The organism is Streptococcus sanguinis SK1 = NCTC 7863 (assembly GCF_000194945.1).
GTDB classification, from domain to species: Bacteria; Bacillota; Bacilli; order Lactobacillales; family Streptococcaceae; genus Streptococcus; species Streptococcus sanguinis.
Genome location: NZ_GL878507.1, coordinates 896,916 through 920,876 on the forward strand (window position 1 = coordinate 896,916; position 23,961 = coordinate 920,876).

General features: G+C 44.1%; 20 protein-coding genes. 6 read left to right on the plus strand and 14 right to left on the minus strand.

What is annotated here, in order from left to right; all coding sequences use genetic code 11:
- Position 1: 1 nt before the first annotated feature.
- Positions 2-340 (plus strand): nuclear transport factor 2 family protein, encoded by a 339-nt coding sequence (locus HMPREF9378_RS06590; protein WP_002900628.1) that lies wholly within the window; start codon positions 2-4, stop codon positions 338-340.
- Here HMPREF9378_RS06590 and HMPREF9378_RS06585 read toward each other — a convergent pair.
- The 9 genes from HMPREF9378_RS06585 to HMPREF9378_RS06545 all read right to left on the minus strand — a co-directional run bounded on the left by HMPREF9378_RS06585 (position 337) and on the right by HMPREF9378_RS06545 (position 12,225).
- A complete protein-coding gene (locus HMPREF9378_RS06585) occupies positions 337-1,455 on the minus strand; it encodes a glycerate kinase (RefSeq protein ID WP_002900630.1) in 1,119 nt (372 codons plus the stop codon). The two genes, HMPREF9378_RS06590 and HMPREF9378_RS06585, sit on opposite strands and share 4 nt — an antisense overlap.
- A gap of 9 nt (positions 1,456-1,464) precedes the next feature.
- A complete protein-coding gene (gene serB, locus HMPREF9378_RS06580) occupies positions 1,465-2,112 on the minus strand; it encodes a phosphoserine phosphatase SerB (protein ID WP_002900631.1) in 648 nt (215 codons plus the stop codon).
- Positions 2,113-2,263: 151 nt separating this feature from the next.
- Positions 2,264-3,988 carry a septation ring formation regulator EzrA gene (gene ezrA / locus HMPREF9378_RS06575; protein ID WP_002900632.1) on the minus strand — a complete coding sequence of 575 codons (1,725 nt, stop codon included), beginning with the start codon at positions 3,986-3,988 and terminating at the stop codon, positions 2,264-2,266.
- Between the two features lie 86 nt (positions 3,989-4,074).
- Positions 4,075-6,024 carry a DNA topoisomerase (ATP-hydrolyzing) subunit B gene (gyrB, locus tag HMPREF9378_RS06570; RefSeq protein WP_002895870.1) on the minus strand — a complete coding sequence of 650 codons (1,950 nt, stop codon included), beginning with the start codon at positions 6,022-6,024 and terminating at the stop codon, positions 4,075-4,077.
- A gap of 12 nt (positions 6,025-6,036) precedes the next feature.
- Complete coding sequence (locus HMPREF9378_RS06565) at positions 6,037-6,603, minus strand: HAD-IA family hydrolase (RefSeq protein ID WP_032909617.1); 567 nt, start codon at positions 6,601-6,603, stop codon at positions 6,037-6,039.
- Between the two features lie 233 nt (positions 6,604-6,836).
- Positions 6,837-7,385, minus strand: a complete 549-nt coding sequence (locus tag HMPREF9378_RS06560) for a DJ-1 family glyoxalase III (RefSeq protein WP_002900635.1) — start codon at positions 7,383-7,385, stop codon at positions 6,837-6,839.
- A 70-nt stretch (positions 7,386-7,455) separates the two neighbouring features.
- Entirely contained in the window at positions 7,456-8,688 is a 1,233-nt protein-coding gene (locus HMPREF9378_RS06555; RefSeq protein WP_002895877.1) for an FtsW/RodA/SpoVE family cell cycle protein, read from the minus strand.
- 12 nt (positions 8,689-8,700) lie between these two features.
- On the minus strand, positions 8,701-9,681 hold the full coding sequence (locus tag HMPREF9378_RS06550; protein WP_002900636.1) for a YeiH family protein: 981 nt from the start codon (positions 9,679-9,681) through the stop codon (positions 8,701-8,703).
- Positions 9,682-9,780: 99 nt separating this feature from the next.
- Entirely contained in the window at positions 9,781-12,225 is a 2,445-nt protein-coding gene (locus tag HMPREF9378_RS06545) for a bifunctional DnaQ family exonuclease/ATP-dependent helicase (protein WP_002900637.1), read from the minus strand.
- 135 nt (positions 12,226-12,360) lie between these two features.
- Here HMPREF9378_RS06545 and HMPREF9378_RS06540 point away from each other — a divergent pair, with 135 nt between their 5' ends.
- Entirely contained in the window at positions 12,361-12,999 is a 639-nt protein-coding gene (locus HMPREF9378_RS06540; protein WP_002900639.1) for an MBL fold metallo-hydrolase, read from the plus strand.
- A gap of 69 nt (positions 13,000-13,068) precedes the next feature.
- On the opposite strand, the gene ftsX is transcribed toward HMPREF9378_RS06540, so the two are convergent.
- The 3 genes from ftsX to prfB form a co-directional block, all read right to left on the minus strand.
- Entirely contained in the window at positions 13,069-13,995 is a 927-nt protein-coding gene (ftsX, locus tag HMPREF9378_RS06535) for a permease-like cell division protein FtsX (RefSeq protein WP_002900640.1), read from the minus strand.
- Positions 13,988-14,680 (minus strand): cell division ATP-binding protein FtsE, encoded by a 693-nt coding sequence (gene ftsE, locus HMPREF9378_RS06530; protein ID WP_002895890.1) that lies wholly within the window; start codon positions 14,678-14,680, stop codon positions 13,988-13,990. Before ftsE ends, ftsX begins: the two co-directional genes overlap by 8 nt.
- Before the next feature lie 44 nt (positions 14,681-14,724).
- A protein-coding gene (prfB, locus tag HMPREF9378_RS06525) for a peptide chain release factor 2 (RefSeq protein ID WP_097677707.1) occupies positions 14,725-15,820 on the minus strand; the annotation gives its coding sequence in 2 pieces (ribosomal slippage) (positions 14,725-15,747 and positions 15,749-15,820; 1,095 coding nt in all).
- A gap of 310 nt (positions 15,821-16,130) precedes the next feature.
- Between prfB and HMPREF9378_RS06520 the strand changes: the two genes are divergently transcribed.
- Complete coding sequence (locus tag HMPREF9378_RS06520) at positions 16,131-16,991, plus strand: metallophosphoesterase (RefSeq protein WP_002900641.1); 861 nt, start codon at positions 16,131-16,133, stop codon at positions 16,989-16,991.
- Between the two features lie 152 nt (positions 16,992-17,143).
- Here the strand turns inward: HMPREF9378_RS06520 and HMPREF9378_RS06515 are convergent, their stop codons facing one another.
- A complete protein-coding gene (locus HMPREF9378_RS06515; RefSeq protein WP_032909521.1) occupies positions 17,144-19,840 on the minus strand; it encodes a cation-translocating P-type ATPase in 2,697 nt (898 codons plus the stop codon).
- Between the two features lie 285 nt (positions 19,841-20,125).
- Positions 20,126-20,512 (minus strand): YwiB family protein, encoded by a 387-nt coding sequence (locus HMPREF9378_RS06510; RefSeq protein WP_002900644.1) that lies wholly within the window; start codon positions 20,510-20,512, stop codon positions 20,126-20,128.
- A 115-nt stretch (positions 20,513-20,627) separates the two neighbouring features.
- Between HMPREF9378_RS06510 and HMPREF9378_RS06505 the strand changes: the two genes are divergently transcribed.
- Genes HMPREF9378_RS06505 through HMPREF9378_RS06495 form a run of 3 tightly spaced genes read left to right on the plus strand, consistent with a single transcriptional unit; the run spans position 20,628 to position 23,954 of the window.
- Positions 20,628-21,929, plus strand: coding sequence for an HD domain-containing protein (locus tag HMPREF9378_RS06505; RefSeq protein ID WP_002900645.1), 1,302 nt, complete (start codon positions 20,628-20,630; stop codon positions 21,927-21,929).
- A 1-nt stretch (position 21,930) separates the two neighbouring features.
- Positions 21,931-22,740: a sugar-phosphatase gene (gene yidA / locus HMPREF9378_RS06500; RefSeq protein ID WP_002900647.1), complete on the plus strand. Its 810-nt coding sequence runs from the start codon at positions 21,931-21,933 to the stop codon at positions 22,738-22,740.
- Positions 22,740-23,954, plus strand: coding sequence for an aminoacyltransferase (locus HMPREF9378_RS06495; RefSeq protein ID WP_002900648.1), 1,215 nt, complete (start codon positions 22,740-22,742; stop codon positions 23,952-23,954). Before yidA ends, HMPREF9378_RS06495 begins: the two co-directional genes overlap by 1 nt.
- Positions 23,955-23,961 lie beyond the last annotated feature (7 nt).

The following is a 23,961-nucleotide window of genomic DNA, read 5'->3' on the forward strand; positions in this document are numbered from 1 at the left end:
AATGACAAATTTAGAAAAACTTTTTGCCTTTTTTGAAGCTGAAAACCAGCGTGATTGGCAAACCTATCAGACCTTTCTTTCTGATCATGTTAGCTGGGAATTAGAGGGTGACACAATCGAAATCATCAAAGGTAAAGCAGACTACTTGACTAATATTCAAAAAGTCTACCATAAGAACCCCGTCCAATTTTCTTGCACTTATTATCAACTTAGTCCTGACCAGAATCGGATTGTGACCATTTTAGAAAATGACTTGGGTGACCTGTCTTGTGACATCTTCTTCTTTGAAAAGGGCATGATAGTCAAAGAAATTGAATACCTACTAAAAAAAGCGGACTAACCGCTTTTTTTCATTTTTAGTACATTGCCAATATTTCTTGCTGTTCGAATCAAATTTCGCTCCGCCTGCTCTAGTATCTTATCTAAACTATCTGCTTGTGCAATAATCGGAAAAGCTGCCTGAATATTCTCAACTGGGAAATCCGGTAAATCATCTGCCAGACTACCGCAAATAGCCAGTACAGGGATGCCTTCTGGTGTTCGTCTTGCGACTCCGACTGGTGCCTTGCCCGCCAAAGACTGACGGTCCAGCCGTCCTTCGCCCACTACGACCAAGTCCGCTTTTTTGACTCTTTCATCAAAATCCAGTAAATCTAGACAGGTTTCAATACCCGAAACAATTTTTCCTCCAGCAAAAGCAACCAGTCCTGCTGCCATCCCGCCTCCGGCTCCAGCTCCATCCATATCAATCGCCTGAGGATCGACCAACTGATAGAAAGCAACCATTGCTTGGTCTACTTGAGAAAAGAGTAAGGGAGATAGACCTTTCTGACCTCCGAAAACAGTTGTCGCACCGCGCTCACCACAAAGAGGATTGTCAACATCCGTCAAAATCTCAATCTCAACTTCTTTCAAGAAAGCAGGAACCTGCTCAGCTGATATTCGAGCGACCTTTCCCAAAGACGAGCCAATGGGGCGCAGTCTATGGTTATCCGCATCGAAAAATTCATAGCCCAGGCCCGCTGCTAGTCCAATCCCACCGTCGTTGCTAGCCGAACCCCCAACACCAACTAAAATCTTTCTGACACCGTCTTCAGCCAGGTGCACAATCAATTCTCCCAATCCTTTGGTTTCTATGGCCAAGGGATTTCGTTTTTCCTGAGGAATAGAGCCGAGTCCAACCAAATCAGCCATTTCAAAAAGCGCTTGCTGACCATTTCTGGCGTAGGGCATTTTTACTGGCTGGCCAAAGGGTCCGGTTACGGTGTGGTAAAATTCAGCCCAGCTCAAGGCTGCTGTCAGCGCAGCCATTGTCCCCTCGCCGCCGTCACCAACCGGCAGCAAGTCAAAGCTGGCATCTGGCAAGGCCTGAGAAAATCCTGTCTGCAGAGCTTGAGCAACCTGAGCAGCTGACAAACTTTCCTTGAATGAATCCGGTGCAATTAGAATATGCATGCCTCTCTCCTATACTTTTCTATTGTCTAAAAGATCAATGACCCGATAGAGATTACATTCTTGAATCTGATAAGGAGCCTGCTCTCGCACAATTGGCTTGGCCATAAAGGCAATTCCTATTCCTGCTGCCTGAATCATAGGCAGATCATTGGCACCATCCCCCATAGCGATTGTTTGATTTAATTCCAACATATTTTCAGCTGCCCATGCTTTTAACATGGCAAGCTTGGTATCCTTAGTGACAATCTCTCCTAAGACTTGTCCTGTCAAAAACCCCTGTTGAATTTCCAAACGATTTGCCTTGACATAGTCAATTCCAAGCTGCTCAGCCAGTCTGTCCACCGTCTCATGAAAACCACCTGACACCAAGCCTACTTTATAACCACGTTTATGCAGCTCCTTGACCAAGTCCTCGGCTCCTGGCGTGAAGTGGATCCTTTCAGCAATTCGAGCAAAAATATCCTCTGGCAGACCTTTTAAAAGGGCGACCCGCTCACGTAAGGCAGCTTCAAAGTCCAACTCTCCTCGCATGGCACGCTCGGTAATAGCCGCAACCTGAGCTCCTACACCCGCTTCCTCTCCTAGCAGGTCAATCCCTTCTTCCATGATTAAGGTGCTGTCTACATCCATGACTAACAAACCTTTGACTGTTTTCATTGTCCGACCTCATTCTTTCTATTTTTTTGTATTATACAGGAAATTCTATTTCAAAACAAGCTGGGAAAAATTGAAGTCTCAGAATCCTTGTTACTAACTGTTCTCTAGCGTTCTCTTTGTAAAAGAAAAAAAGTTCCCGAAGGAACTTCTTTTAAAAACGAATATTCTCGCGTGTTTTTTCGTAGGATGTCACAAAACGCTCTGTCACGCCTGGCTCGACAAGATCCAAAGCTTTTGAAATGATTTCCAAGGATTGAGCGTAGTCGTAGTCATGTTCAAAGACATACAAGGACTTGTTGAAAGCTGCTTGTACGTTATCATCAAAGGAACGATAGCGGTTTGAATACTGCAGCAGCTGCTCAGTCAAGGTAGCATCTTGGACGATACGATAGGTTTCTTCTTCCAATTGCTCCATATCATTTCCTAGAATTTCCAGCCAACGGTTAACTGATTCGATATTGACTCGTGTAGCTTCCAATTCCTTCACCAACTCTTCAATATTATTGCTGGTTGAAAAGAAAATTTCTAAGAAAGCGTCTGGAATACCTGGCAAATTGCGTTTTTCCATATATCTCTTAATGGTATGCAATTTGTTAGCATAGATATTGACCTTCTGGCGAGCATTGGCATCATCTTTTTCAATCTCTGCCAGTGCTTCACCAAGAGAAATCTGCTCATCTTCGATTTCTTTCAAACGCTCTTGGATAGCTTCCAACTCTTCCTGAACCACAGAATAAGCTTGCTTGGTTTCAGAAGAATCTTCTACCGCGCTAAGTACCACATCTTCCTGGGCTGAAAGCTCAGCCTGCAACTCCTTGACATGAGAAGTTTCCGTATCAGAGAGAAGGAAAGTTTGAGACAAACGTTCTATCTCTTTTTGGAGTTGCTGGTTGTTTTCCTTTGTATGAGCCAGATAGCTAGGCAAGTTCTTAATCAGCTTCTCCACTACTTTGTGGGCTTCTATTTCTCGGGTAAAAATTTCATAGAGAGCGTTAATCTCTTCTTGCGCCTGCTCATTTTCATACTCAGCATTATCCAGCTCTAGGGCTGAAATATTAGCTTCGTTGCGTTTGAGACTTGCATGGAGCTGCTGGAAGCGAGACTCTATATCTGTTTCAATAAAGTGATAACCAGATTCCAAGAGCTTACGGTGACCAGATTCTAAGTCTTCCAACTGATCTGGCAGATTCACAGTCAACTCTTCGACAATGGCAGGAACTTTCTCAACGATATGCGTCAGAGCAAGAATATGATCCTCTGCCTTGTCCAAGATTTCAGCTGCTTCAACCGGGTCACCCGAAGAATTAAGAGTCACAAACTGAGAAAATTCTGACTGGATATTTTCCAGCTGTTTCTCAATCTCAGCTAGGGCTTGCCCATACGAGTCAGCATTCTCAGCCACCTGAGTTTGCAGTTTTTCAAACAAATCCAAGGCATGGAGCACTCGGCCACTGTTCTTAGACTCTTGCTCTTTAAGATCTTCCAAGGCAGCACGAATCATCTTGATATCTTCGTCAATCAAATCAATCTGACTCTCAATATTGCCGATGGCATGCTTGGCTTTTATGAAACGGAAAGAATTATTGTAACCTTCTGCTTCAAATAGATTATTTTCGATATCAGCAAATGAATTTAAGGACAAGTCTACCCATTTTTGATTCCATTCACGGAAGGCTACCTGACTCTGTCCAATCAAATGCATATTTTTTACTTCTTCAACTTCATCATTTACAGGGAGATTATAGAGTGCTTCTTTTCTCTCCTCCAAATTTTGAAGTAAAGCTTCATTTCTCTTTCTCATCAGAACTGCAGTACCATAGCCGACAACCAAAAGCAGAGCTACCACAGCAACGAGAATAACTAGTCCAATAGACATATAGAACTCCTTCACATTGTTACTATAAAGCAAACATAATGATTATATCATATTTTTGCCCATAATGGTTGATTTTTCTGATTTTTTTAGACGTCGAGCGTACTGTATACAGCATTTTCTTCGATAAATTCACGACGAGGTTCAACGCGATCCCCCATCAGCATGTCAAAAATCTTGTCAGCTTCCGCTGCATCATCCACTGAAACCCGTGCCATCAAGCGATGTTCAGGATTCATAGTTGTCTCCCACAGCTGATGGTCATCCATCTCTCCGAGCCCTTTATAGCGCTGAATGGTTGGCTTGGAGCGACCTTCACTGTAGCGAGCCAAAGCAGCTTGAAGCTCTTCTTCTTGGTTGGCACCTGGCTGGATGTATTCTTTGACTTCACTTCCGACCTTAACACCATAGATTGGCGGCTGAGCGATATAGACAAATCCAGCTTCCAGAACCGGCTTCATATAGCGGTAAATCAAAGTCAAGAGCAGGGTCCGAATGTGAGCACCGTCTACATCGGCATCGGTCATGATGACTAATTTTTGGTAGCGGGCCTTGCTGACATCAAAGTCAGCACCGAAACCAGTTCCCATAGCAGTAAAGAGACTGCGGATTTCTTCATTGGCCAATATCTTGTCCATGCTGGCTTTTTCAACATTGAGAATCTTACCACGAATTGGCAGAATGGCCTGAAATTCACGGTTACGACCGGACTTAGCTGAACCACCCGCTGAATCCCCCTCCACGATGAAAAGTTCAGTTTCCTGTGGGTCGTTGGACGAACAGTCAGCCAATTTACCTGGCAGATTGGAGATTTCCAAACCAGACTTCTTGCGGGTTACTTCCCGAGCTCGCTTGGCAGCAATTCTGGCCTTAGAAGCCAAAATTCCTTTTTCAACGATTTTTCGAGCCACAGCAGGATTTTCCAAAAGAAAATCTGAGAAAGCTTCACTAAAGAGGCGATTGGTAATCTTGACCACTTCGCTATTGCCCAGCTTGGTCTTGGTCTGACCTTCAAACTGAGGATTGGGGTGCTTGACAGAGATGACCGCTGTCAGTCCCTCACGAACATCTTCCCCAGTCAGATTGTCCTCGTTTTCTTTGAGAAGCTTGTTTTTCTTGGCATAGTCATTGATAACCCGAGTCAGGGCAGTCCGGAAACCTTGCTCGTGCGTTCCACCCTCGTGGGTGTGGATGTTATTAGCAAAGCTCATGACTGTTTCATGGTAGCCAGTCGTATACTGCATAGCTACTTCAACCGTAATGTCGTCCATTTCGCCGTCAGTATAAATCGGCGTTTCAAAGATTACATCCTTGTTTTCATTGATGTATTGGACATAGCTGGCAATCCCACCCTCATAGTGGTAATCCTTGACCTGCTCCATTCCATCTCGCTTATCAGTGATGGAAATTCTGAGACCACGATTGAGGAAGGCCAGTTCTTGTACCCGCTTATTGAGCTTTTCAAAGTCAAATTCTACTGTTTCAGTGAAAATCTCTGGATCCGGTGTAAAGTGAACTGTCGTACCAGTACGGTCTGTCTCACCGATGATTTCTAGGTCCGCGACTACATGACCGCGACGGTATTCTTGGTAATGAATCTGGCCGTTTTTATAAACGCGGACATCCAGTTGAGTGGACAGGGCATTTACAACGGAAGAGCCCACACCATGCAGACCTCCTGATACCTTGTATCCGCCACCACCGAATTTTCCTCCGGCATGGAGGACGGTAAAGACGGTTTCCACGGCTGGGCGGCCAGTTTTCTCCTGAATATCAACAGGAATTCCCCGACCGTTATCTACTACCGTGATGGAATTGTCTTTTTCGATAAAGACTTGAATGTGACTGGCAAAACCAGCCAGCGCCTCATCAATTGAGTTATCAACAATTTCCCATACTAAATGGTGAAGACCTTCCTTGGAGGTCGAACCGATATACATTCCTGGACGCATACGAACGGCTTCTAAGCCTTCTAAGACCTGAATCTGACTGGCATCATATTCCTGGGCCTGTATATCTTGCTGCTTTTCTTCTGTCATAGTGTTCCTTTTCTAATCAATATCTATAAATTCTTCAAGATGCTGCATATTATCAAAGAGATAGGTATCAAAGCCAGCTGCCTGCCCTGCTTCAATATCCAGTGGACGGTCACCAATGACCAAGCCAGAGGAAATCTGATACTTGTCTTTTAGATAGAGCATGGAGTCTGGTGAGGGTTTCCTTGGAAAGCCATTCGCCGATGTCACCACTTCTGTAAATGCTGATGCAATGGCCGTTTTCTCCAAGATTTCCAACACTTGGTTGTCCCGGTGGGAGACCAGAAAGTTCCGACCACCCTTGGCCACAATCTGCCTAAGCAAGTCTGCCGCTCCGTCAAATAAGACAGGATGAGTCAACTCTTCTGCTTCATTGGCCTTATAAAACTTTAAAAAGTCTTTTTCTTGGGGAGCAAACTGCTGGACTGCATAGTCCGTAGACACCTTGAGGGCCTTATAAACTTCGTCGTGACCAGCTTGCAGACCAAACTCTTTCAAGGTTTGAACAAAAGCTGCTGTCGAAGTTTCATAATTATCCAAGAGTGTTCCACCTAAATCCCAGATGTAATCTTGATAATTCATACCTTTCATTATACCATAATTTTCATGAAAAAGGGGCTAATATTTGCCCGAATCCAGCACTTTTCCGACTTTTTCAGCCCTTTTTCTAAACAAAATATCTCAAAAAATCCAAAATTTAAAAAGGATGATGGTTTCGTTCTTCTCAACAGCTCTAACCCCCTACCAAATAGAGGACGACAAAGGTGCATAAGGGTTCAAAAAAGCTGGGACATAGTTTGAGTCCCAGCCTATTTTTAGTTTCCAAATACATCTGTATAAAGCATGGCATCAGCCAACTGGTCAGCGTCTCCGCCCAGCTGACGAACCAGCTCATAGGCAAAAGCCAAGGCAGTTGATGGACCACGACTAGTAATCAACTTCCCATCAACAAGAACTGTTTCTTTACGGTAAGTTCCATTTTCAATATTGTCTCGAGCACCATCATAGCAAGTGAAATACTTACCAGTCAAGATACCTGCGCGATCAAGAGCAATGGGAGCAGCACAGATGGCAGCGATGAATTTGTCCGCCTGCTGAAATTCCTGCAAAAGCTGCATCAGGCGGTCATCATCACGAAGATTGGCCGATCCTGGCATCCCACCTGGCAAAATGACCATATCGTAGTCATCCAGTCGCCCCTTCCAGACCTGATCCGCTTGAACAGTGATGGCGTGAGAGCCAGTCACTGATTCATCAAAACCAATCATATCACAGACAAGACCTGCACGGCGCAAGACATCCACAACCGTCAAGGCCTCGATTTCTTCAAAGCCGGGAGCTAAGAGTAAAGCTGCTTTTTTCATGAAAATATCCTTTCTGATATGAGCCAATCACAAAAAACACATCTGATTTGTGAGTCAAAAACTTGCTTTTTTATTTTAATTTCTTCAGTACGACTTTTTTACGGACAGCTGGAATTCGCTCCTTCTTTTCATCCGTCAGGCTGTTCTGATAGGAGACGGATAGTAGGAGACCAACACCGATAAGATTACTAATAATGGAAGAGCCCCCCTGTGAGATAAAGGGCAGCGGAATCCCTGTCAGAGGCAGAATTCCTGTCACCGCTCCAATATTTTCAAAGATATGGAAGAGCAGCATCATGATAAAGCCGGTTGAGATATAGGTATAAAACTGATTGTTGGATTTAATCGTAATCTTGAGCATGCGATAAATCAGCAGTAAATAGAGCATGATAACCAAGGTTGATCCTAAGAAACCAAAATCTTCTGCAATGACAGTGAAAATCATATCACTTTCCCGAACAGGCACCAAGAGATTAGAGACATTAAAGCCTTGACCAGTCAGACCACCGCTTCCGACAGCGATTTGTCCCTGTGCTTGCTGGAAGGTGGTCGTCTGAGCGTAGTCAAAGGGATGAAGCCAAGCCAAAATCCGATTGATTTGGTAGGTTGGCATGCCTAGATTATGCAGAAAGGCACGGCCGCCATCGGAAATAAAGATAAAGAGAAATCCTCCCAACAGCAGGACTCCCGTCAGAAAGACCGGCAGAATAATCTTCCAAGAAACACCTGACAGTAGAACGATGCCGCCGTATATAGCAACAAAAACCAGAGCCGTCCCCAAATCACTCTGAAGGGTTAACAGAACCAGAACAGGCACTGTGTAGAGCCCAAGCTTCAGGATCAGAAAAAAGTCTAAAGCCAAGGTTCGCTCATCCTGCTTGTGCTGCTGGAGAAAATGAACCACCAGCCGCGACAGCATGAGAATATATGAAATCTTCATAAACTCCGAGGGCTGAAAGAGGGTCACACCACGAATAGCAATCCAGTTTTTGGCACCAGTGGAGGCTACCAGCGATTCACTGTAAAAAATCAGAGGCAAGACCATGAGGCCTAGACCAAAAACATAGAGATAAGGCGTAATTTTCCAGAGAAACTTGGTGTTAAAAAACATGAGGATAAAGCTGAGCAGGAAGCCCACCGCAATCCAGGCAATCTGCTGACCAACCATGGGCCAGGCATTGTCAGGATAATCATGACTAACAGCAATGTAAATAGCTACAACACCGATTGAGAGCAGCATCAAAACAGGCAAAATTAAACTATAATCAATCCGAGACTCAAACGTCCGTCTTTGATAGGGCATAGTCCCTCCTTTTTAGAAAAAATACTGGATAATCAAGCTAGAAACAGCGACGCAAAACCAAGCGAAGGCACCAGTCAGCAAAGGCGCTGCTCCTGCTTGCTTAAACTGCTTAAAGGAAACCTTGGCACCAATAGCTGCCAAGGCCATAGCCATCAGCCACTGAGAAATGAATTTTGTATAGGGGATGACAGCAGCCGGCAGAAACCCAAGACTGCTGATAAGTGAAGCTAAGACAAACCAAGCTATAAACCAAGGAAAAATCTGTTTCAAGTTTGTCTTTTGTGCTGACTGCTTAGACTTGATATAGCGATAAGCTGCGAAGAGCAAGCAGGCCGGTACAATCATCAGAGCCCGACTCAGCTTGACAATGGTCGCCAAGTCGCCAGCTGACTGGCTATATGTATAGCCTGCCGCCACTACTGACGAAGTATCATTGATGGCTGTTCCAGCCCAAGTCCCGAAAAAGGCGTCCGACATCTGTAACAAATGCCCTAAAAAAGGGAAGATGAATACTGCTAAAATATTGAAAAAGAAAATAGTGGAGATAGACAGAGCGATTTCCTCTTCATCAGCTTCCAAGATTGGTGATGCGGCCGCAATGGCAGAACCGCCGCAGATGGCTGTTCCAAAACCAATTAAAATAGTCAAAACGCGGTTCATCTTAAAGAAACGCCCGGCCAGATAGGCCGCCAGAAAGGCTATCAGAATCGTAATAAGACTGATACGAAGAGAAGAAATCCCCGTCTCAGAAACCTGACCAATGGACATGGCAAATCCCAAAAAGATGATGGAATACTGCAACAATTTCTTCCCCGAATAGCTGAGTCCTTCCTGAAAAACAGACGGCAGCTTAATGCTGTTGTTCAAAACAATCCCCAAGACAATAGCCAAAACACTAGAGCCTATCAAGGGAAGCAAGCCGCCTAAAAAGATAGAAACAGTCGCTATGCCAAAGGATAACAGAATTCCTGGTAAATATTTTTTCACGAACACCCCTTCTTTCCTATGCCTCTCATTATAACAAATTTTGTCCCAAAAATCTGAATGAACCTAAAAAATCAGCCAATAAAAATCAGCTGATTTCAGATAGTTTCAGTCAAAAAATTCTTGTAATTCCTGCATAATGGCTGCCTCTGGCAGAATATCTAAAGAAGCCAATTGTGATAGATGATGCTGAATCTGCTTGCCATAGCGTTTACTAGAAATGCGATTGTCCAAAAGAATAACAGCTGACTTCTGATGTTCATTGCGCCGGGTCCGGCCAATAGCCTGCTTAAGCCGTAAGATGGCAAGAGGCAGTTGATAATCATAAAAGGCATTCTTACCTTCCGCTTTCAAGCGGCTGTTAATCTTCTGCACGAAGAAATCCTTGGGATTGTCAAATGGAATCCGCGTGATCAGCTGAATAATCTGATCTTGCTCAGCAAAATCCGCCCCCTCCCAGAAGCTGCCAGAGCCCAAAAGGATACCTGCCTCTCCTCTATCAAAACGGCGTTTGATATTGCCGGCATCGCCATTTTTATATTGGGCCAAATGCGGCAGAGCCAGCAAGTCCGAAACAGCCAAAAGCAAATCTTTAGAGGTGAAGAGGACGACGATAGGCAGACCAAGTTCTGCCACTTTCTGCAGGCAAGCAACAATCTCTTGAGCAAAATCCTCAGTTGACAAATCCACTACTGCTGGAAAATTTTCATCTAAAAAGAGCTTCTGCAGTGGCTTCTTCTTGCTTTTCAGCTTATAAAAGTGATAACATTCAAAGCCTAGCAACTGCGCCAGATTAACCTTAGAGCTAATTTCCAGAGTAGACGAAACCAAGATAACCTTAGCATTTTCAGGCAGGAAGTCAGTAAAATGCAGCAATTCTGAACGACCAGCATGCAGAGTCATCAAGCGATGATCCGCCAAAACTTCATCAACCAACCAATAATACTGGTATTTGCCACTGAACAAGTGCTGCAGCTCAGGCAGTGCGCTAGTCTTTAACTCGGACACATCCTGAAGCAGTCGGGCAATCTTTTCCGGACTTAGCTCAGATGCTTTCCTGCGATGCTTCTCCGCAGCATCAGCCAGCTCAAACTGAATGCTTTGCAAGAGCCTCTGCTGCAGAAGCTCCCCTTCTTCCTGAAGGAGATGATTTATCTGCTGCAGCGTTTTAGTTAGATTTATACTGGCTTGAGAGAAACTTTCCAAGGCAAAAAACATCTTCTGAGCTTCATCAACTACCAGAACACGATTGTCCAGCAAAGACTGGTCATCCTCTAAACGCGTCAGTAGATAAGCATGATTGGTAATCACGACTCGACTGGTAGCTGACTTGACCTGTCCCAACCGCCAAAAATCTTCCTCATAAAAAAGAGAATGTTTGCTTAGCTTGCCATCATGACGGATTTCATTGAAGTAGCTTGAGAAGCGATGAGCTTGCCCGATTTCGTTCAAATCACCTGTTTTAGTTTCTGTCAGCCAAACCAAGAGTTGCAGCTTGCAGCGATTAACCAAACGGTTGTCATATTCCCTGTCCAGTGTCTGATAGAAATGATCCAGCTTGATATAATTCTCCGGACTCTTTAGACTGTGAAAGGAAATACCAAATACTTCCTCCAACAATCGCCCTTCCTTTCGCAGCAGCTGGTCCTGCAGAATCTTAGTCGGAACCGTCACTAGTACTTTTTCCCGGCCTCTAGATAGAATGGGCAGCAAGTAGCCAAAGGTCTTACCTAAGCCTGTCTGGGCTTCTAAAAAACTAGGCTCCTGCTGGTCTAGAGCTTCCTCCATAAAGCGAGCAAACTTGAGCTGTTCTGGCCGCTCTTCTAAGCCCAGCAGGTATAGATTGGTGAGGAAATCCTGCGACAGCTTCTTTTCCGAAGTCAGCTTTTGGGGAAGTCGCAGGAAAATACCATGGCAGGATTGCAGTTCCTTATCTTGCTGATCCGGCATCGTCTGATAAACTTCCTCGATAGCCAAGCGCGACTCATAGATAATACTGTCCGCCAAAGTTAGCATTTTCTCAACCAAGGCCTTGGGCAGGCTCTTGATTTTGTCTTGTATTTTTAAAAATAGCTGAGCCGTTGCTTGAGCATCTGCCAGAGCAGTATGGGCGTTTTCCAAAGAAATATCCAGTAAATTACAGAGATTGCCCAAGGAGTATTTATCAAAAGTCGGGTAGAAGACCTGAGCCAACTCTACCGTGTCCACACGCGGTGTCAGCAAGTCAAAACCTTCCCAGAAAAGGGCCTCTGCTAGTAGATTAGCGTCAAACTTGACATTATGAGCGACAAAAATCGCATCCTGAATCAACTCATATACCTCAGCTGCTACCTGAGAAAACTCCGGTGCTCGGCCAAGCCGTTCATCATCCAAACCTGTCAGCTCTTTGATATGCTCATCCAGTTCCTCATGAGGATTGACATCTGTTTCATAAGTCTTGGTAATAATTCCATTCTCAATCAGAACAATGCCAATCTGGATAATCTTTGCATTGCTGCCCGTTCCTGTAGCCTCCAAGTCCACAACGGCATACTTATAATCATTTTGTGTCATACTGCTATGATTATATCATAAAAGCCATTCAGAGACATCTGAAAATTTTTAGCCATAGCCTATGAAGCAATTCTGTGCAAAAAATCCGCTTTTCTGTTACACTCAATAGCAGAATACATTTTCCGAGGAAATCAGATGAAGATTCATAAAATTATCAACCTTGTTGCTTTTGAAAATACCTATATCTTAGAAAATAATCAGGGTCTCCTAGTCGTCGATCCTGGCAGTGACTGGAAAAAGATTGAACGCAAGCTGGAAGAACTCACCAAGCCTGTGATTGCTATTCTCTTGACCCATACCCATTATGACCATATTATGAGTTTAGAAAAGGTCCGGGAGCACTATGCTGCCCCACCTGTCTATGTGGCTGAGAGTGAAAGCAGCTGGCTCTACACACCGACAGATAACCTATCTGGTCTGGCGCGCCATGCTGATCTGGATGATATTATCTGTCGACCAGCAGAAGAGTTTTTCTCCTACGAAACAGACTATGATCTTGGATGCTTTCACTTCTATGTGCTTTCAACACCTGGCCACTCCATCGGAGGTGTCTCTCTAGTCTTTCCAGAAGACCGCCTTGTTTTGACAGGTGATTCCCTCTTTCGGGAAAGCATTGGACGAACGGATCTGCCGACTGGAAACATGGAACAATTGCTGACGTCCATTCGCCAGAAACTTCTGGTATTGCCTAAAGACTACGCTGTTTATCCCGGTCATGGTCATGATACCACTATTTCACATGAAAAAATCTTTAATCCATTTTTAGCTCAGTAGCCATTAAAGCAATTATCTATAACAAAAATAGAGTTTGAAATTCTTCAAACTCTGTTTTTTTACGATTTATTAAATCTTCAAGAAACGTCTCATAGAGATGATAGATCCCAATGATCCGATAAGAATTCCCAACACAAAGAGTGCTGCTATCATAATCGGACTAAAGAGTTTTGGATCAATCATAGAAAGTCCTTGACCTACCAAGCTCTTATTCATAGTCTGGTAGGCTATACCATATGTCAAATACACTACAAGTGACGGAACTGTCGCTCCTAGCAAGCCAATCCATGCTCCTTCAAACAGGAATGGTCCGCGGATATAGCTATTCTTAGCACCAACCAAGCGCATGATTTGAATCTCGCGACTTCGGGAAATAATGGTAATCCGGATAGTATTGGAAATGAGAAGGATAGCAATGAGAATCAGAAGCGCTGTCCCAATCAATCCCCATGTTTGGATGAAATTAGAAAACGCAAAGAGATTTTTGGTATTGGTACCCCCATTTTGAACCTCTGATACACCATCAATCTTACGAGCATCTTTTGTAACAGATTCTACATACTTAGGTGCCTTGGTCTCAACAATATAAGCATCGTAAAGAGGATTATTTTCTTCATCAAAAACATCCCACTCACTACCCATGGTCTCTGTTAGCTTATTATACTGCTCTTGCTTGCTAGAAAAAGTAACCTTCTCTACATTTTTCATAGAAGTCAGAGCATCGTAGACCTTGTGGTAGTCCTCATTCTGAACTGTTTGGCCTTCTTTTACAATCGTTTCGCTATTATCGAAAACATCCTTACGCATGTATACCATGACGCGGACATTATTGGAAATATCATTTGCCAGCTTGGCTGTATTTAAAATTACTGAAGCAAAAACAGCTACTAAGCTCAGGGTAATCATAACCGAGCTGACAGCCGCTACAGTCATCCAACCATTCCGCGTAAGACTCTTAAGCGACTCAATCAAATGACGAAAAAATCTTCTAATCATCGTATCCGTATTCTCCTTCCGCTTCATCACGTACCACACGGCCATTTTCAATAGCAATAACGCGGTGACGCAGAGTATTTACAATCTGGCTGTTGTGGGTTGCCATCAGGACAGTTGTTCCCTGAAGGTTAATCCGCTCCAGCAGGTTCATAATCTCCCATGAATTATCTGGGTCCAAGTTTCCTGTCGGCTCATCCGCAATCAGGACTTTAGGGTTGTTAGCAATAGCACGCGCAATGGCAATCCGCTGCTGCTCACCACCGGAAAGCTCATTAGGGAATGAGCGAACCTTGTGCTTAAGACCAACCAGATCCAGCACTTCCATAACCCGCTTTTTAATATTGCGGCGGCGCTCACCGATAACTTCCATAGCGTAGGCAATATTCTCATACACCGTCTTTTTAGGAAGAAGTTTATAGTCCTGGAAGACAACTCCAACCTGACGACGCAGCATTGGAACATCACGCTTCTTAATCTTAGCTAAGTCAAAATCAGCTACTTTCAGACTTCCCTTATCCAGCTTTATCTCCCTGTAAAGCAAACGAATAAAGGTTGACTTTCCTGCTCCCGAAGGGCCTACAATATAGGCAAACTCCCCAGGTTCTACGTTAATAGACACACTACGTAAGGCAGTGGTCCCGTTGCCATACTTCTTGACAACATCTTTCATTTCAATTATTGACATCTATTGAAATTTCCTTTCAATCTAATTCTAATCTCTTACATTTCCTAGTTCAAACGCCATTTCAAATAAGCGTCGATGAAACCATCCAAATCTCCATCCATCACCTTGTCCACCTGTGCTACTTCGTAACTGGTCCGATGGTCTTTGACCATAGTATAAGGCGTAAAGACATAGGAGCGGATTTGGCTGCCCCAGGAAATCTCCTTCTTATCTCCCTTGAGTGAGTCGACTTCGGCTGCTTGTTTCTCTTGCTCTAGCTGATAAAGCTTAGCCTGTAGCATCTTCATCGCCCGATCGCGGTTTCCATACTGAGTCCGGTCAACGGTAGACTGCACCACAATTCCTGTCGGAATATGGGTCAGTCGCACACCAGTAGAAACTTTATTGACGTTCTGTCCGCCGGCTCCTCCCGAACGGAAAGTGTCCATCTTAATATCGTCATCGCGAATTTCCACCTCAATGGTGTCATCCAACTCCGGCATGACCTCTACTGAGGTAAAGGAAGTATGACGACGTTTAGCTGAGTCGAATGGCGAAATCCGGACCAAACGGTGGACTCCCATTTCTGACTTGAGCAGACCATAAGCGTGCGGTCCTTCAAATGAAAGTGTAACCGACTTAATGCCTGCTTCATCTCCAGCTTGATAGTCCAAGACCTCAACTTTGAAGCCCTTGGCATTGCCAAAGCGTGTATACATACGCAGCAGCATATCTCCCCAATCCTGGGCCTCTGTACCACCAGAGCCCGGGTGAATTTCAAGGATGGCATTGTTATTATCATAAGGCTCAGATAGGAGCAGGGTCATTTCATAGCTGGTCATCATTTTCTCGAGTTCAGCCAGCTTTTCTTCCAACTCACCCTGAACCGACTCATCTTCAGCCAGAAAATCAAGCAAGATTTCCGATTCATCAAAAAGCTCGGTCATTTGATGGAAATTTTCATAGGTTTGCTTGAGTTCATTTAGCTCTTGAGAAGTCTTCTGGGCTGCAATGTTGTCATCCCAAAAGTCGGGTTCTGTCATCTTATTTTCTAAGATGGCAATTTCTTCTTCCAGACCTTCTAAGTCAAAGAGACCCCCTGAAAGAAGCTAATTTTTCACGATTTGCGTCAATCTTTTGACGAATTTCTGAAATGTCCATAAATACCTCTTTTCACATATCGTTTAATTATAACATAAATTAAACAGTTTGCCTAATCTCACATTCAGCAGCTTACATTTTATCGGATTTTCCCTAGCTAGGCAAGACAAGCGACTCCTTGTCACTTAATTGTTAGAAAAGTAATATAATGACATGGGGTTGGAAGAATTATTTCAAGCCTTCCTAGACTTCATCTATGGATAAACGAAATACAAAATTACGATAATTTATGAGGTGTTTAGATAAAAGGGAGAAACTCCATAGGACCTTAAGCATTTTCAAGTTTTGAAAAATATGCTAGACTAAAATTATGACAAGAATCGGATTTATGAGCGACCTCCATCTGGACTCCAACCAGTTTGGAGATTTTGAGCGGCAAGTTCTTCGCCAGCTTTTAAAAGAGGAAGGGATTGACCACCTACACATTGCAGGAGATTTGTCCAACGACCTGACCAAGATCAGTTTGCCCTTTCTTGAAACTTTGAAGCAAGAGATTCCCCTCTCTTTTAATCTGGGAAACCACGATATGCTGGGACTTTCTGAGCAAGAAATTTCAAACTATGATTTTCAGATCCAGCAATTTGGCCAGACCAAGCTCATCAGCTTTTCTGGCTGGTACGACTACAGCTTTGGTCCAGAAAAAAGCAAGGAAGAGCATCTGAGAACCAAGACTAATTTCTGGTTTGACCGCAGATTGGAGCGTCAACTCGACGACCCTAGCATTACAGCTCAGACACTGCAAGAGTTAGAAAAACTGCTGATGACTTTAGATGGTCCCATTATTGTTGCTCTGCATTTTGTCCCCCATCAAGACTTTCTATACGACCATCCCTACTTCCAGCGCTTCAACGCCTTCCTAGGAAGCCAAGCTTTTCATCGGCTCTTTGTCAAATACAGGGTGAAAGAAGTGATTTTTGGTCATCTCCATCACCGCCACCAAAGCCGTGTTATCGAAGGTGTCCGCTACCATATGCGTCCTCTGGGCTATATCCGCGAATGGGAACTGACTCGAAACTTTTTTAATGACTTTCCTCAGTATAAAATTCCCCAGATGTACCGCCTGCACAAGCGTTATAATGCTGTTAAAGATTTAGCCGAATTTCGAGACTATAAGAAAAAACACCTAGCAGACGAACTGCGAGATGCTTTAATGGTGATTGAAGTTCAGTAATGGAAATGTTGAATTGCAGCTCTCAGCTCATCTGAGAGCTGTTTTTGCTGTCCAACTGCACATAGACTTCTAATAAACAGGAACGAAAATTGGAAAAAGCAATGAAATCTTGGTTGCTATAAAAAAAGCCATCCGTAGATGACTTTTTGCTGTTAAATAGCATTCTTATCCATACCTAATTTACGTTGGATGAACTTAACAATTTCAACAATGACAATCATGGCAAAGCTACCAACCAAAACAACTGCCCATTGTGACAAGTCCAGCTTAGTCACATGGAAAATCTTTTCCAGTGGATCAATTACAATGGTTGAAATCAATAGGATGAAAGAAACCAGGATAGACCAGTTAAAGGTCTTAGACTTGAATGGCCCAACTGTAAAGATAGATTGATAAACAGATTTTACATTGTAAGCATGGAAGAGCTGGATGAGGCCAAGCGTTGCAAAGGCCATTGTCAGAGCATCCGCATGAATAGCCTTGACATCACCGACATGGACGGGATTAGAGATAGCATAACCATAAACCGCCAGAACCAAAGCTCCTTGCAGGACACCCTGATAGATGATAGAGCTCATCACTCCGCCTGAGAAGAAACTTGACTTACGACCACGAGGTTTATGATTCATAGCACCAGGCTCAGCTGGTTCAACTCCCAGAGCAATAGCTGGGAAGGTATCTGTTACTAGGTTAATCCAAAGTAGGTGAACTGGCTGCAACACATCCCAACCAAATAACGTTGCAAAAAATATCGTTAATACTTCTGCTATATTAGCTGAAAGTAGGTATTGAATAGTCTTTTGAATATTAGAAAATATTTTCCTTCCCTCTTCAACAGCTACGATTATTGTCGCAAAATTATCATCCGCTAAAATGATATCTGAGGCACCCTTAGATACTTCTGTACCTGTAATACCCATACCAATACCGATATCAGCTGTCTTCAAAGCTGGTGCGTCATTGACACCATCACCTGTCATGGCTACGACCTTACCTTGGTTTTGCCATGCTTTGACAATCCGAACCTTATGCTCAGGCGAAACTCGGGCATAGACAGAGTATTGGCCAACAACCTTTTCGAATTCTTCATCAGAAAGCTCATTGAGCTCTGCACCAGTCAGGACATGGTCTTCAGTATCTCCCTCTTCGATGATACCCAAGCGCTTGGCAATAGCTTCTGCTGTATCCTGATGGTCACCGGTAATCATAATCGGACGAATACCAGCTTCCTTGGCTACGCGAACAGCTTCTGCTGCTTCTGCACGTTCTGGGTCAATCATACCGATTAAACCAGTAAAGATTAAATCATTTTCTAGATTTTCAGATGTCAAGTCAGTCGGAACTGCATCAATAATCTTGTAGGCGCCAGCCAGTACACGCAGAGCTTGGTGAGCCATCTCTGAGTTGTTCGACTTAATCAGCTGTGAAGTAGCATCATCAATTGCTGCAACATCTCCATCCTTATCACGGGCAACACAGCGTTTCAAGAGTTGATCTGGTGCTCCCTTTACTGCCACAAGGAATTTCCCATCTGGCAATGGATGAACGGTAGACATGAGCTTACGGTCTGAATCAAATGGCAACTCAGCTACACGAGGATATTTCTCTAAAAAGGCCTTCACATCATAGCCCTTGTCCAAAGCATACTGGATAAAGGCTGTTTCTGTTGGGTCACCAATCAGTTTTCCTTCCTGGTCGATCTTAGTATCATTAGCTAAAACAACTGAACGTAAGAGAGGTAGCTCCAAGCCAAGTTCAATATCTTGTCCAGCTTCATTCAGGACTCCGTCATAAAAGACTTTTTCGACCGTCATCTTATTCATGGTCAGGGTACCGGTCTTATCTGAAGCGATAATCTCAGTTGAACCCAAAGTCTCAACAGCTGGAAGCTTACGGACAATCGAATTCCGCTTAGCCAAAACCTGAGTTCCCAAAGCAAGCACGATGGTAACGATAGCAGGCAGACCTTCAGGGATAGCCGCAACTGCCAAGGCTACAGAGGTCATCAGCTCATCCAATGGATTTTTACCTTGAATGAAGACACCAACCACAAAGGTCACTGCAGCAATCACCAAGATAGCATAGGTCAGAACCTTAGACAGACTATTAAGATTTTGCTTGAGCGGTGTGTCCGTTTCATCCGCATCCTGCAACATACCTGCGATGTGACCGACTTCCGTATACATCCCTGTATTGACAACCAATCCAACCCCACGACCATATGTCACATTTGAGTTTTGGAAGGCCATATTCAAACGGTCGCCAATACCAGCATCTGCAGCTACCTCAACAGTCAAATCTTTCTCAACCGGAACAGACTCACCTGTCAGAGCCGCTTCTTCGATTTTCAGTGAATTAGCTTCTAAAAGACGCATATCCGCTGGGACAACGTCGCCGGCTTCCAGTCTAACGATATCGCCAGGTACCAAGTCCTTAGAATCCACTTCTGTGACATGGCCATCACGCAGGACACGCGCAGCCGGGCTGGACATAGACTTGAGAGCCGCAATCGCTTCTTCAGCCTTGCCTTCCTGATAGACACCGAAGATGGCATTGATGATTACGACTGCTAAGATGATCAAAGCATCTGCAATGTCTTCACCACCTGATGTGACAACAGACAAGACAGCTGCTACCAACAAGATGATAATCATCAAATCCTTAAACTGCTCCAAAAACTTCATTAAGAGAGTTTTTTTCTCCCCTTCCTCCAGTTCATTACGGCCATAATCAGCTAGACGCTTGGCTGCTTCTTGACTAGACAAACCTTGCTCTGAAGCGTCCAAAGTTTTGAAAATTTCCTCAGGACTCTGGGTGTAAAAAGCTTGGCGCTTTTGTTCTTTTGACAATGTATTCCTCCTCTTGGCCTCTTTTATTTCTGAACTTTTCTGACCACTACGACTTATCATCTCGAGCCACATCAGTCATATCCAAAAAGTCAGAAACAAAAAAGAGACCTGTTTATTAACAAGTCTCGCTATTTCATACAAGGCCGGAAATTTCTTTCGTATTGACGACCTTGTAACGGTTATTCCGTTAGCTACTCCCTTGAGTTAGAAACTATTATACCAAATTTTCACGCTTTTGCAAGGGGAAACATTATGATTTTCAAGAGTTTTCTTGGAGAATAGCAATTAACCCCAGCTAATCTCCATTTCATAGCTGGCAAAAATCTGCTCTCCATCAACAGTTTTCAGCTGATAATGAAGTTGCAGAACCTGCTTTGTAAAATCAACCTTGTAGAAAGGAGTATCGGTCACAAACTGCTGCAAGCCCACAGGTGTATGGATGCCAACCAGCGCCTGCCCTTGACTGATGAAGCGCATGATGGACTTGGGCTCAGAAAAGCGCGTCATAACCAACTCTTTATCATGAAATTTCAGAACTACTTTCTCTCCTTCTTCATTTTTGTATAGCAGATAATGAAAGTCTCCTTTTTGCGTCCAGTCCGTATCGTAGACCTGATCGATTAGCTCGGTATGCCCGTCCAGTTGGATGTGATTTTTTATTCTGATTTGCATCTTTATCTCGTTTCTCTTTTTCTTTCCCTATTTTATCAAAAAAAGGACAAAATTGCTCTTCTTTCAGTTGCAGCTTTGATTTTTTTCCTACTATGATTTGTGGTATAATGGTAGCATGATTGAAAAAGTATTTCGGGACCCGGTTCATAATTATGTTCATGTGGACCATCAGGTTATTTATGATTTAATCAATACCAAAGAATTTCAACGGCTGCGCCGCATCAAACAGCTGGGTACTTCCGGCTATACTTTCCACGGCGGGGAGCACAGCCGTTTTTCGCATTGTCTGGGAGCTTATGAGATTGCCCGGCGCATCACCAAGATTTTCAATGAAAAATACCAATCCAACTGGGACAGCCATGAAAGCCTACTGACCATGACAGCCGCTCTCCTGCATGACTTGGGACACGGAGCTTATTCACACACTTTCGAGCGCCTTTTTGATACTAATCACGAGGACATTACGCGGCAAATCATCACCAGTCCAGAGACGGAGATTCATCAGGCCCTGGTGCAGGTTTCACCAGATTTTCCAGAAAAGGTAGCTAGCGTCATCAACCATACCTACCCCAATAAGCAGGTGGTCCAGCTGATTTCCAGCCAAATTGATGTGGACCGGATGGATTATCTCTTACGCGATTCCTTCTTTACTGGCGCTTCCTATGGGCAATTTGACTTAACCAGAATTTTACGAGTGATTTGTCCTGTAGAAAACGGCATCGCCTTCAAGCGCAATGGCATGCATGCGGTAGAGGACTATGTAGTCAGCCGCTACCAGATGTACATGCAGGTCTATTTCCACCCGGCCAGCCGTGCTATGGAAGTTCTGCTGCAAAATCTGCTCAAGCGGGCTAAATTTCTCTATCCGGCTCAGAAGGATTACTTTGCGCTGTCATCGCCCAATCTCATTCCATTCTTTGAAAACAGAGTGACTCTGCAGGATTATCTGGCCTTGGATGATGGTGTTATGAATACCTATTTCCAAGTTTGGATGACTAGTCCAGACAAGATTTTATCTGACCTGGCTCAGCGTTTTATCAACCGCAAGGTCTTTAAGTCTATCGTCTTCTCTCAGGAAAACGAAGCGCATTTGGATATCATGCGAGACCTAGTTGGACAGGTTGGTTTCGACCCTGATTACTATACTGCTATCCATCGTAATTTTGATTTACCTTACGATTTCTACCGGCCTGACGTTGAAAAACCTCGGACCCAGATTGAAATCCTACAAAAAGATGGCAGCTTAGCAGAACTGTCCAGCCTGTCTCCTATCGTTCATTCGCTAGCAGGGACCAGACAGGGCGATAATCGCTTCTACTTCCCCAAGGAAATGCTGGCAGAGACCGGACTTTTCAGCGAAAAAAACCAGACCTTTATGCACTATATCAAAAACGACCAATTTACCTACGGAGAATAAAATGTCTATCAAATTAGTTGCCGTTGATATTGACGGTACCCTTTTAAATAACCAAAAAGAAATCACTCCTGAAGTCTTCAGCGCTGTTCAGGATGCCAAGGCTGCTGGTGTCAAAATCGTTATTGCAACCGGCCGTCCTATTGCAGGAGTTCAAAAGCTTCTCGAGGAGCTAGAGCTTAATCAGCCAGACAACTATGTCGTTACCTTCAACGGCGGACTGGTGCAGGATACTGTTACAGGTCAAGAATTAATCAAGGAAACACTGACTTATGACGACTATCTCGATATCGAACTGCTCGGGCGAAAATTAGGCGTTCACATGCATGCCATCACCAAGGACGGCATTTATACTGCCAATCGCAACATCGGCAAGTACACTGTTTACGAGTCCAATCTGGTCAGCATGCCTATCTTCTACCGCACACCTGAAGAAATGACCAATAAAGAAATCGTCAAGTGCATGTATATTGATGAACCGGAAATTCTGGATGCGGCCATTGCTAAGCTGCCACCAGAATTAGCCGAAAAATATACACTGGTTAAGTCAGCTCCTTTCTATCTGGAAATTGTCAAAAAAACTGTCAATAAAGGAGCTGCTATCCTTCATCTGGCTGAAAAACTTGGCTTAAGTAAGGAGCAGACCATGGCTATCGGTGATGAAGAAAACGACCGCGCCATGCTGGAAGCCGTCGGCTCTCCTGTTGTCATGGAAAACGGCAAGGAAGAACTCAAGAAAATCGCCAAGTATATCACCAAATCGAACGATGAATCCGGCGTAGCACACGCTATTAGAGAGTGGGTATTAGACTAATGTTTAGTTACAAAATTGGAATTTCAGCTCAGGAACACGACGATTTTGTCACGGCTCATCCACAGGCCAATCTTCTGCAGAGTTCAGCCTGGGCTCAGATTAAGGATAACTGGGCCAATGAGCGCTTGGGCTTCTATAAAGACGACCATTTGGTTGCTGCAGCCAGTGTCCTGATTAAACCACTGCCCTTGGGGATGACCATGCTTTATATTCCGCGCGGCCCCATCATGGACTATGGTGACAAGGAGCTGCTGACCTTTGTTTTGGCGTCGCTCAAGAAATTTGCCAAGGAGAAAAAAGCGCTCTTTGTCAAGTTTGACCCTAGCCTCTTTCTAGCAGAAAGCAAGATGGGCGGTGAATTGCAAGACAAGGCAGAGACGATTGAGTTGATTCAAGATTTGCAGCGAGCAGGAGCTGTCTGGGTCGGACGGACTGAGTCTCTGGACGAAACCATCCAACCTCGCTTGCAGGCCAATATTCATAAAGAAGACTTCAGCGAGGATCTGCTTTCTAAGAGTACTCGTCAAGCCATTCGTACAGCCCGTAACAAAGGCATTCAAATCCAATTTGGCGGAGCAGAATTACTGGATGACTTTTCAGACTTGATGAAAAAGACAGAAAACAGAAAAAACATCCACCTGCGTGGAAAAGACTATTACCAAAAACTCTTGGACACTTATCCTGAGCACTCCTACATCACCTTGTCTAATATTGATCTAAAGGCACGATTGGAAGACTTGCAGGCTCAGCTGACCAAGACACTTAAAGAAGCAGAGAAATTTACCGAGAAAACCAAGCCTGGCAAGATTGAGAATAACCAGCAAGAACAGAAACGCCTCCAGGAAGAGATTGACTTCCTACAGGACAAAATCAGCCAAGGTGCTACTGTCGTTCCCCTGTCTGGCACACTGGTCTTGGAATACGGCAAAACCTCTGAAAATATCTATGCCGGAATGGACGAGGAGTACCGTCGTTACCAGCCTGCCATCATCACTTGGTACGAAACGGCCAAACATGCTTTTGAGCGCGGAGCGGATTGGCAAAATATGGGCGGAATCGAAAACGACCTCAAGGGTGGTCTCTATAGCTTTAAATCCAAGTTCAATCCGACCATTGAGGAATTCGCTGGTGAGTTTAACCTGCCAACTAATCCCCTCTACCACCTCTCTAATCTGGCCTACACTCTCAGAAAGAAACTGCGCAGCAAGCATTAAAAGAAAG

What these genes read in the sequence shown, in the direction of transcription:
- gyrB (WP_002895870.1), bottom strand. Translation starts at nt 6,024, where the DNA reads ATGACAGAAGAAAAGCAGCAAGATATACAGGCCCAGGAATATGATGCC.
- HMPREF9378_RS06565 (WP_032909617.1), bottom strand. Translation starts at nt 6,603, where the DNA reads ATGAATTATCAAGATTACATCTGGGATTTAGGTGGAACACTCTTGGAT.
- serB (WP_002900631.1), bottom strand. Translation starts at nt 2,112, where the DNA reads ATGAAAACAGTCAAAGGTTTGTTAGTCATGGATGTAGACAGCACCTTA.
- ftsE (WP_002895890.1), bottom strand. Translation starts at nt 14,680, where the DNA reads ATGTCAATAATTGAAATGAAAGATGTTGTCAAGAAGTATGGCAACGGG.
- HMPREF9378_RS06505 (WP_002900645.1), top strand. Translation starts at nt 20,628, where the DNA reads ATGATTGAAAAAGTATTTCGGGACCCGGTTCATAATTATGTTCATGTG.
- HMPREF9378_RS06590 (WP_002900628.1), top strand. Translation starts at nt 2, where the DNA reads ATGACAAATTTAGAAAAACTTTTTGCCTTTTTTGAAGCTGAAAACCAG.
- HMPREF9378_RS06555 (WP_002895877.1), bottom strand. Translation starts at nt 8,688, where the DNA reads ATGCCCTATCAAAGACGGACGTTTGAGTCTCGGATTGATTATAGTTTA.
- HMPREF9378_RS06520 (WP_002900641.1), top strand. Translation starts at nt 16,131, where the DNA reads ATGACAAGAATCGGATTTATGAGCGACCTCCATCTGGACTCCAACCAG.
- HMPREF9378_RS06545 (WP_002900637.1), bottom strand. Translation starts at nt 12,225, where the DNA reads ATGACACAAAATGATTATAAGTATGCCGTTGTGGACTTGGAGGCTACA.
- HMPREF9378_RS06495 (WP_002900648.1), top strand. Translation starts at nt 22,740, where the DNA reads ATGTTTAGTTACAAAATTGGAATTTCAGCTCAGGAACACGACGATTTT.
- HMPREF9378_RS06560 (WP_002900635.1), bottom strand. Translation starts at nt 7,385, where the DNA reads ATGAAAAAAGCAGCTTTACTCTTAGCTCCCGGCTTTGAAGAAATCGAG.
- HMPREF9378_RS06540 (WP_002900639.1), top strand. Translation starts at nt 12,361, where the DNA reads ATGAAGATTCATAAAATTATCAACCTTGTTGCTTTTGAAAATACCTAT.
- ezrA (WP_002900632.1), bottom strand. Translation starts at nt 3,988, where the DNA reads ATGTCTATTGGACTAGTTATTCTCGTTGCTGTGGTAGCTCTGCTTTTG.
- yidA (WP_002900647.1), top strand. Translation starts at nt 21,931, where the DNA reads ATGTCTATCAAATTAGTTGCCGTTGATATTGACGGTACCCTTTTAAAT.
- HMPREF9378_RS06585 (WP_002900630.1), bottom strand. Translation starts at nt 1,455, where the DNA reads ATGCATATTCTAATTGCACCGGATTCATTCAAGGAAAGTTTGTCAGCT.
- ftsX (WP_002900640.1), bottom strand. Translation starts at nt 13,995, where the DNA reads ATGATTAGAAGATTTTTTCGTCATTTGATTGAGTCGCTTAAGAGTCTT.
- HMPREF9378_RS06510 (WP_002900644.1), bottom strand. Translation starts at nt 20,512, where the DNA reads ATGCAAATCAGAATAAAAAATCACATCCAACTGGACGGGCATACCGAG.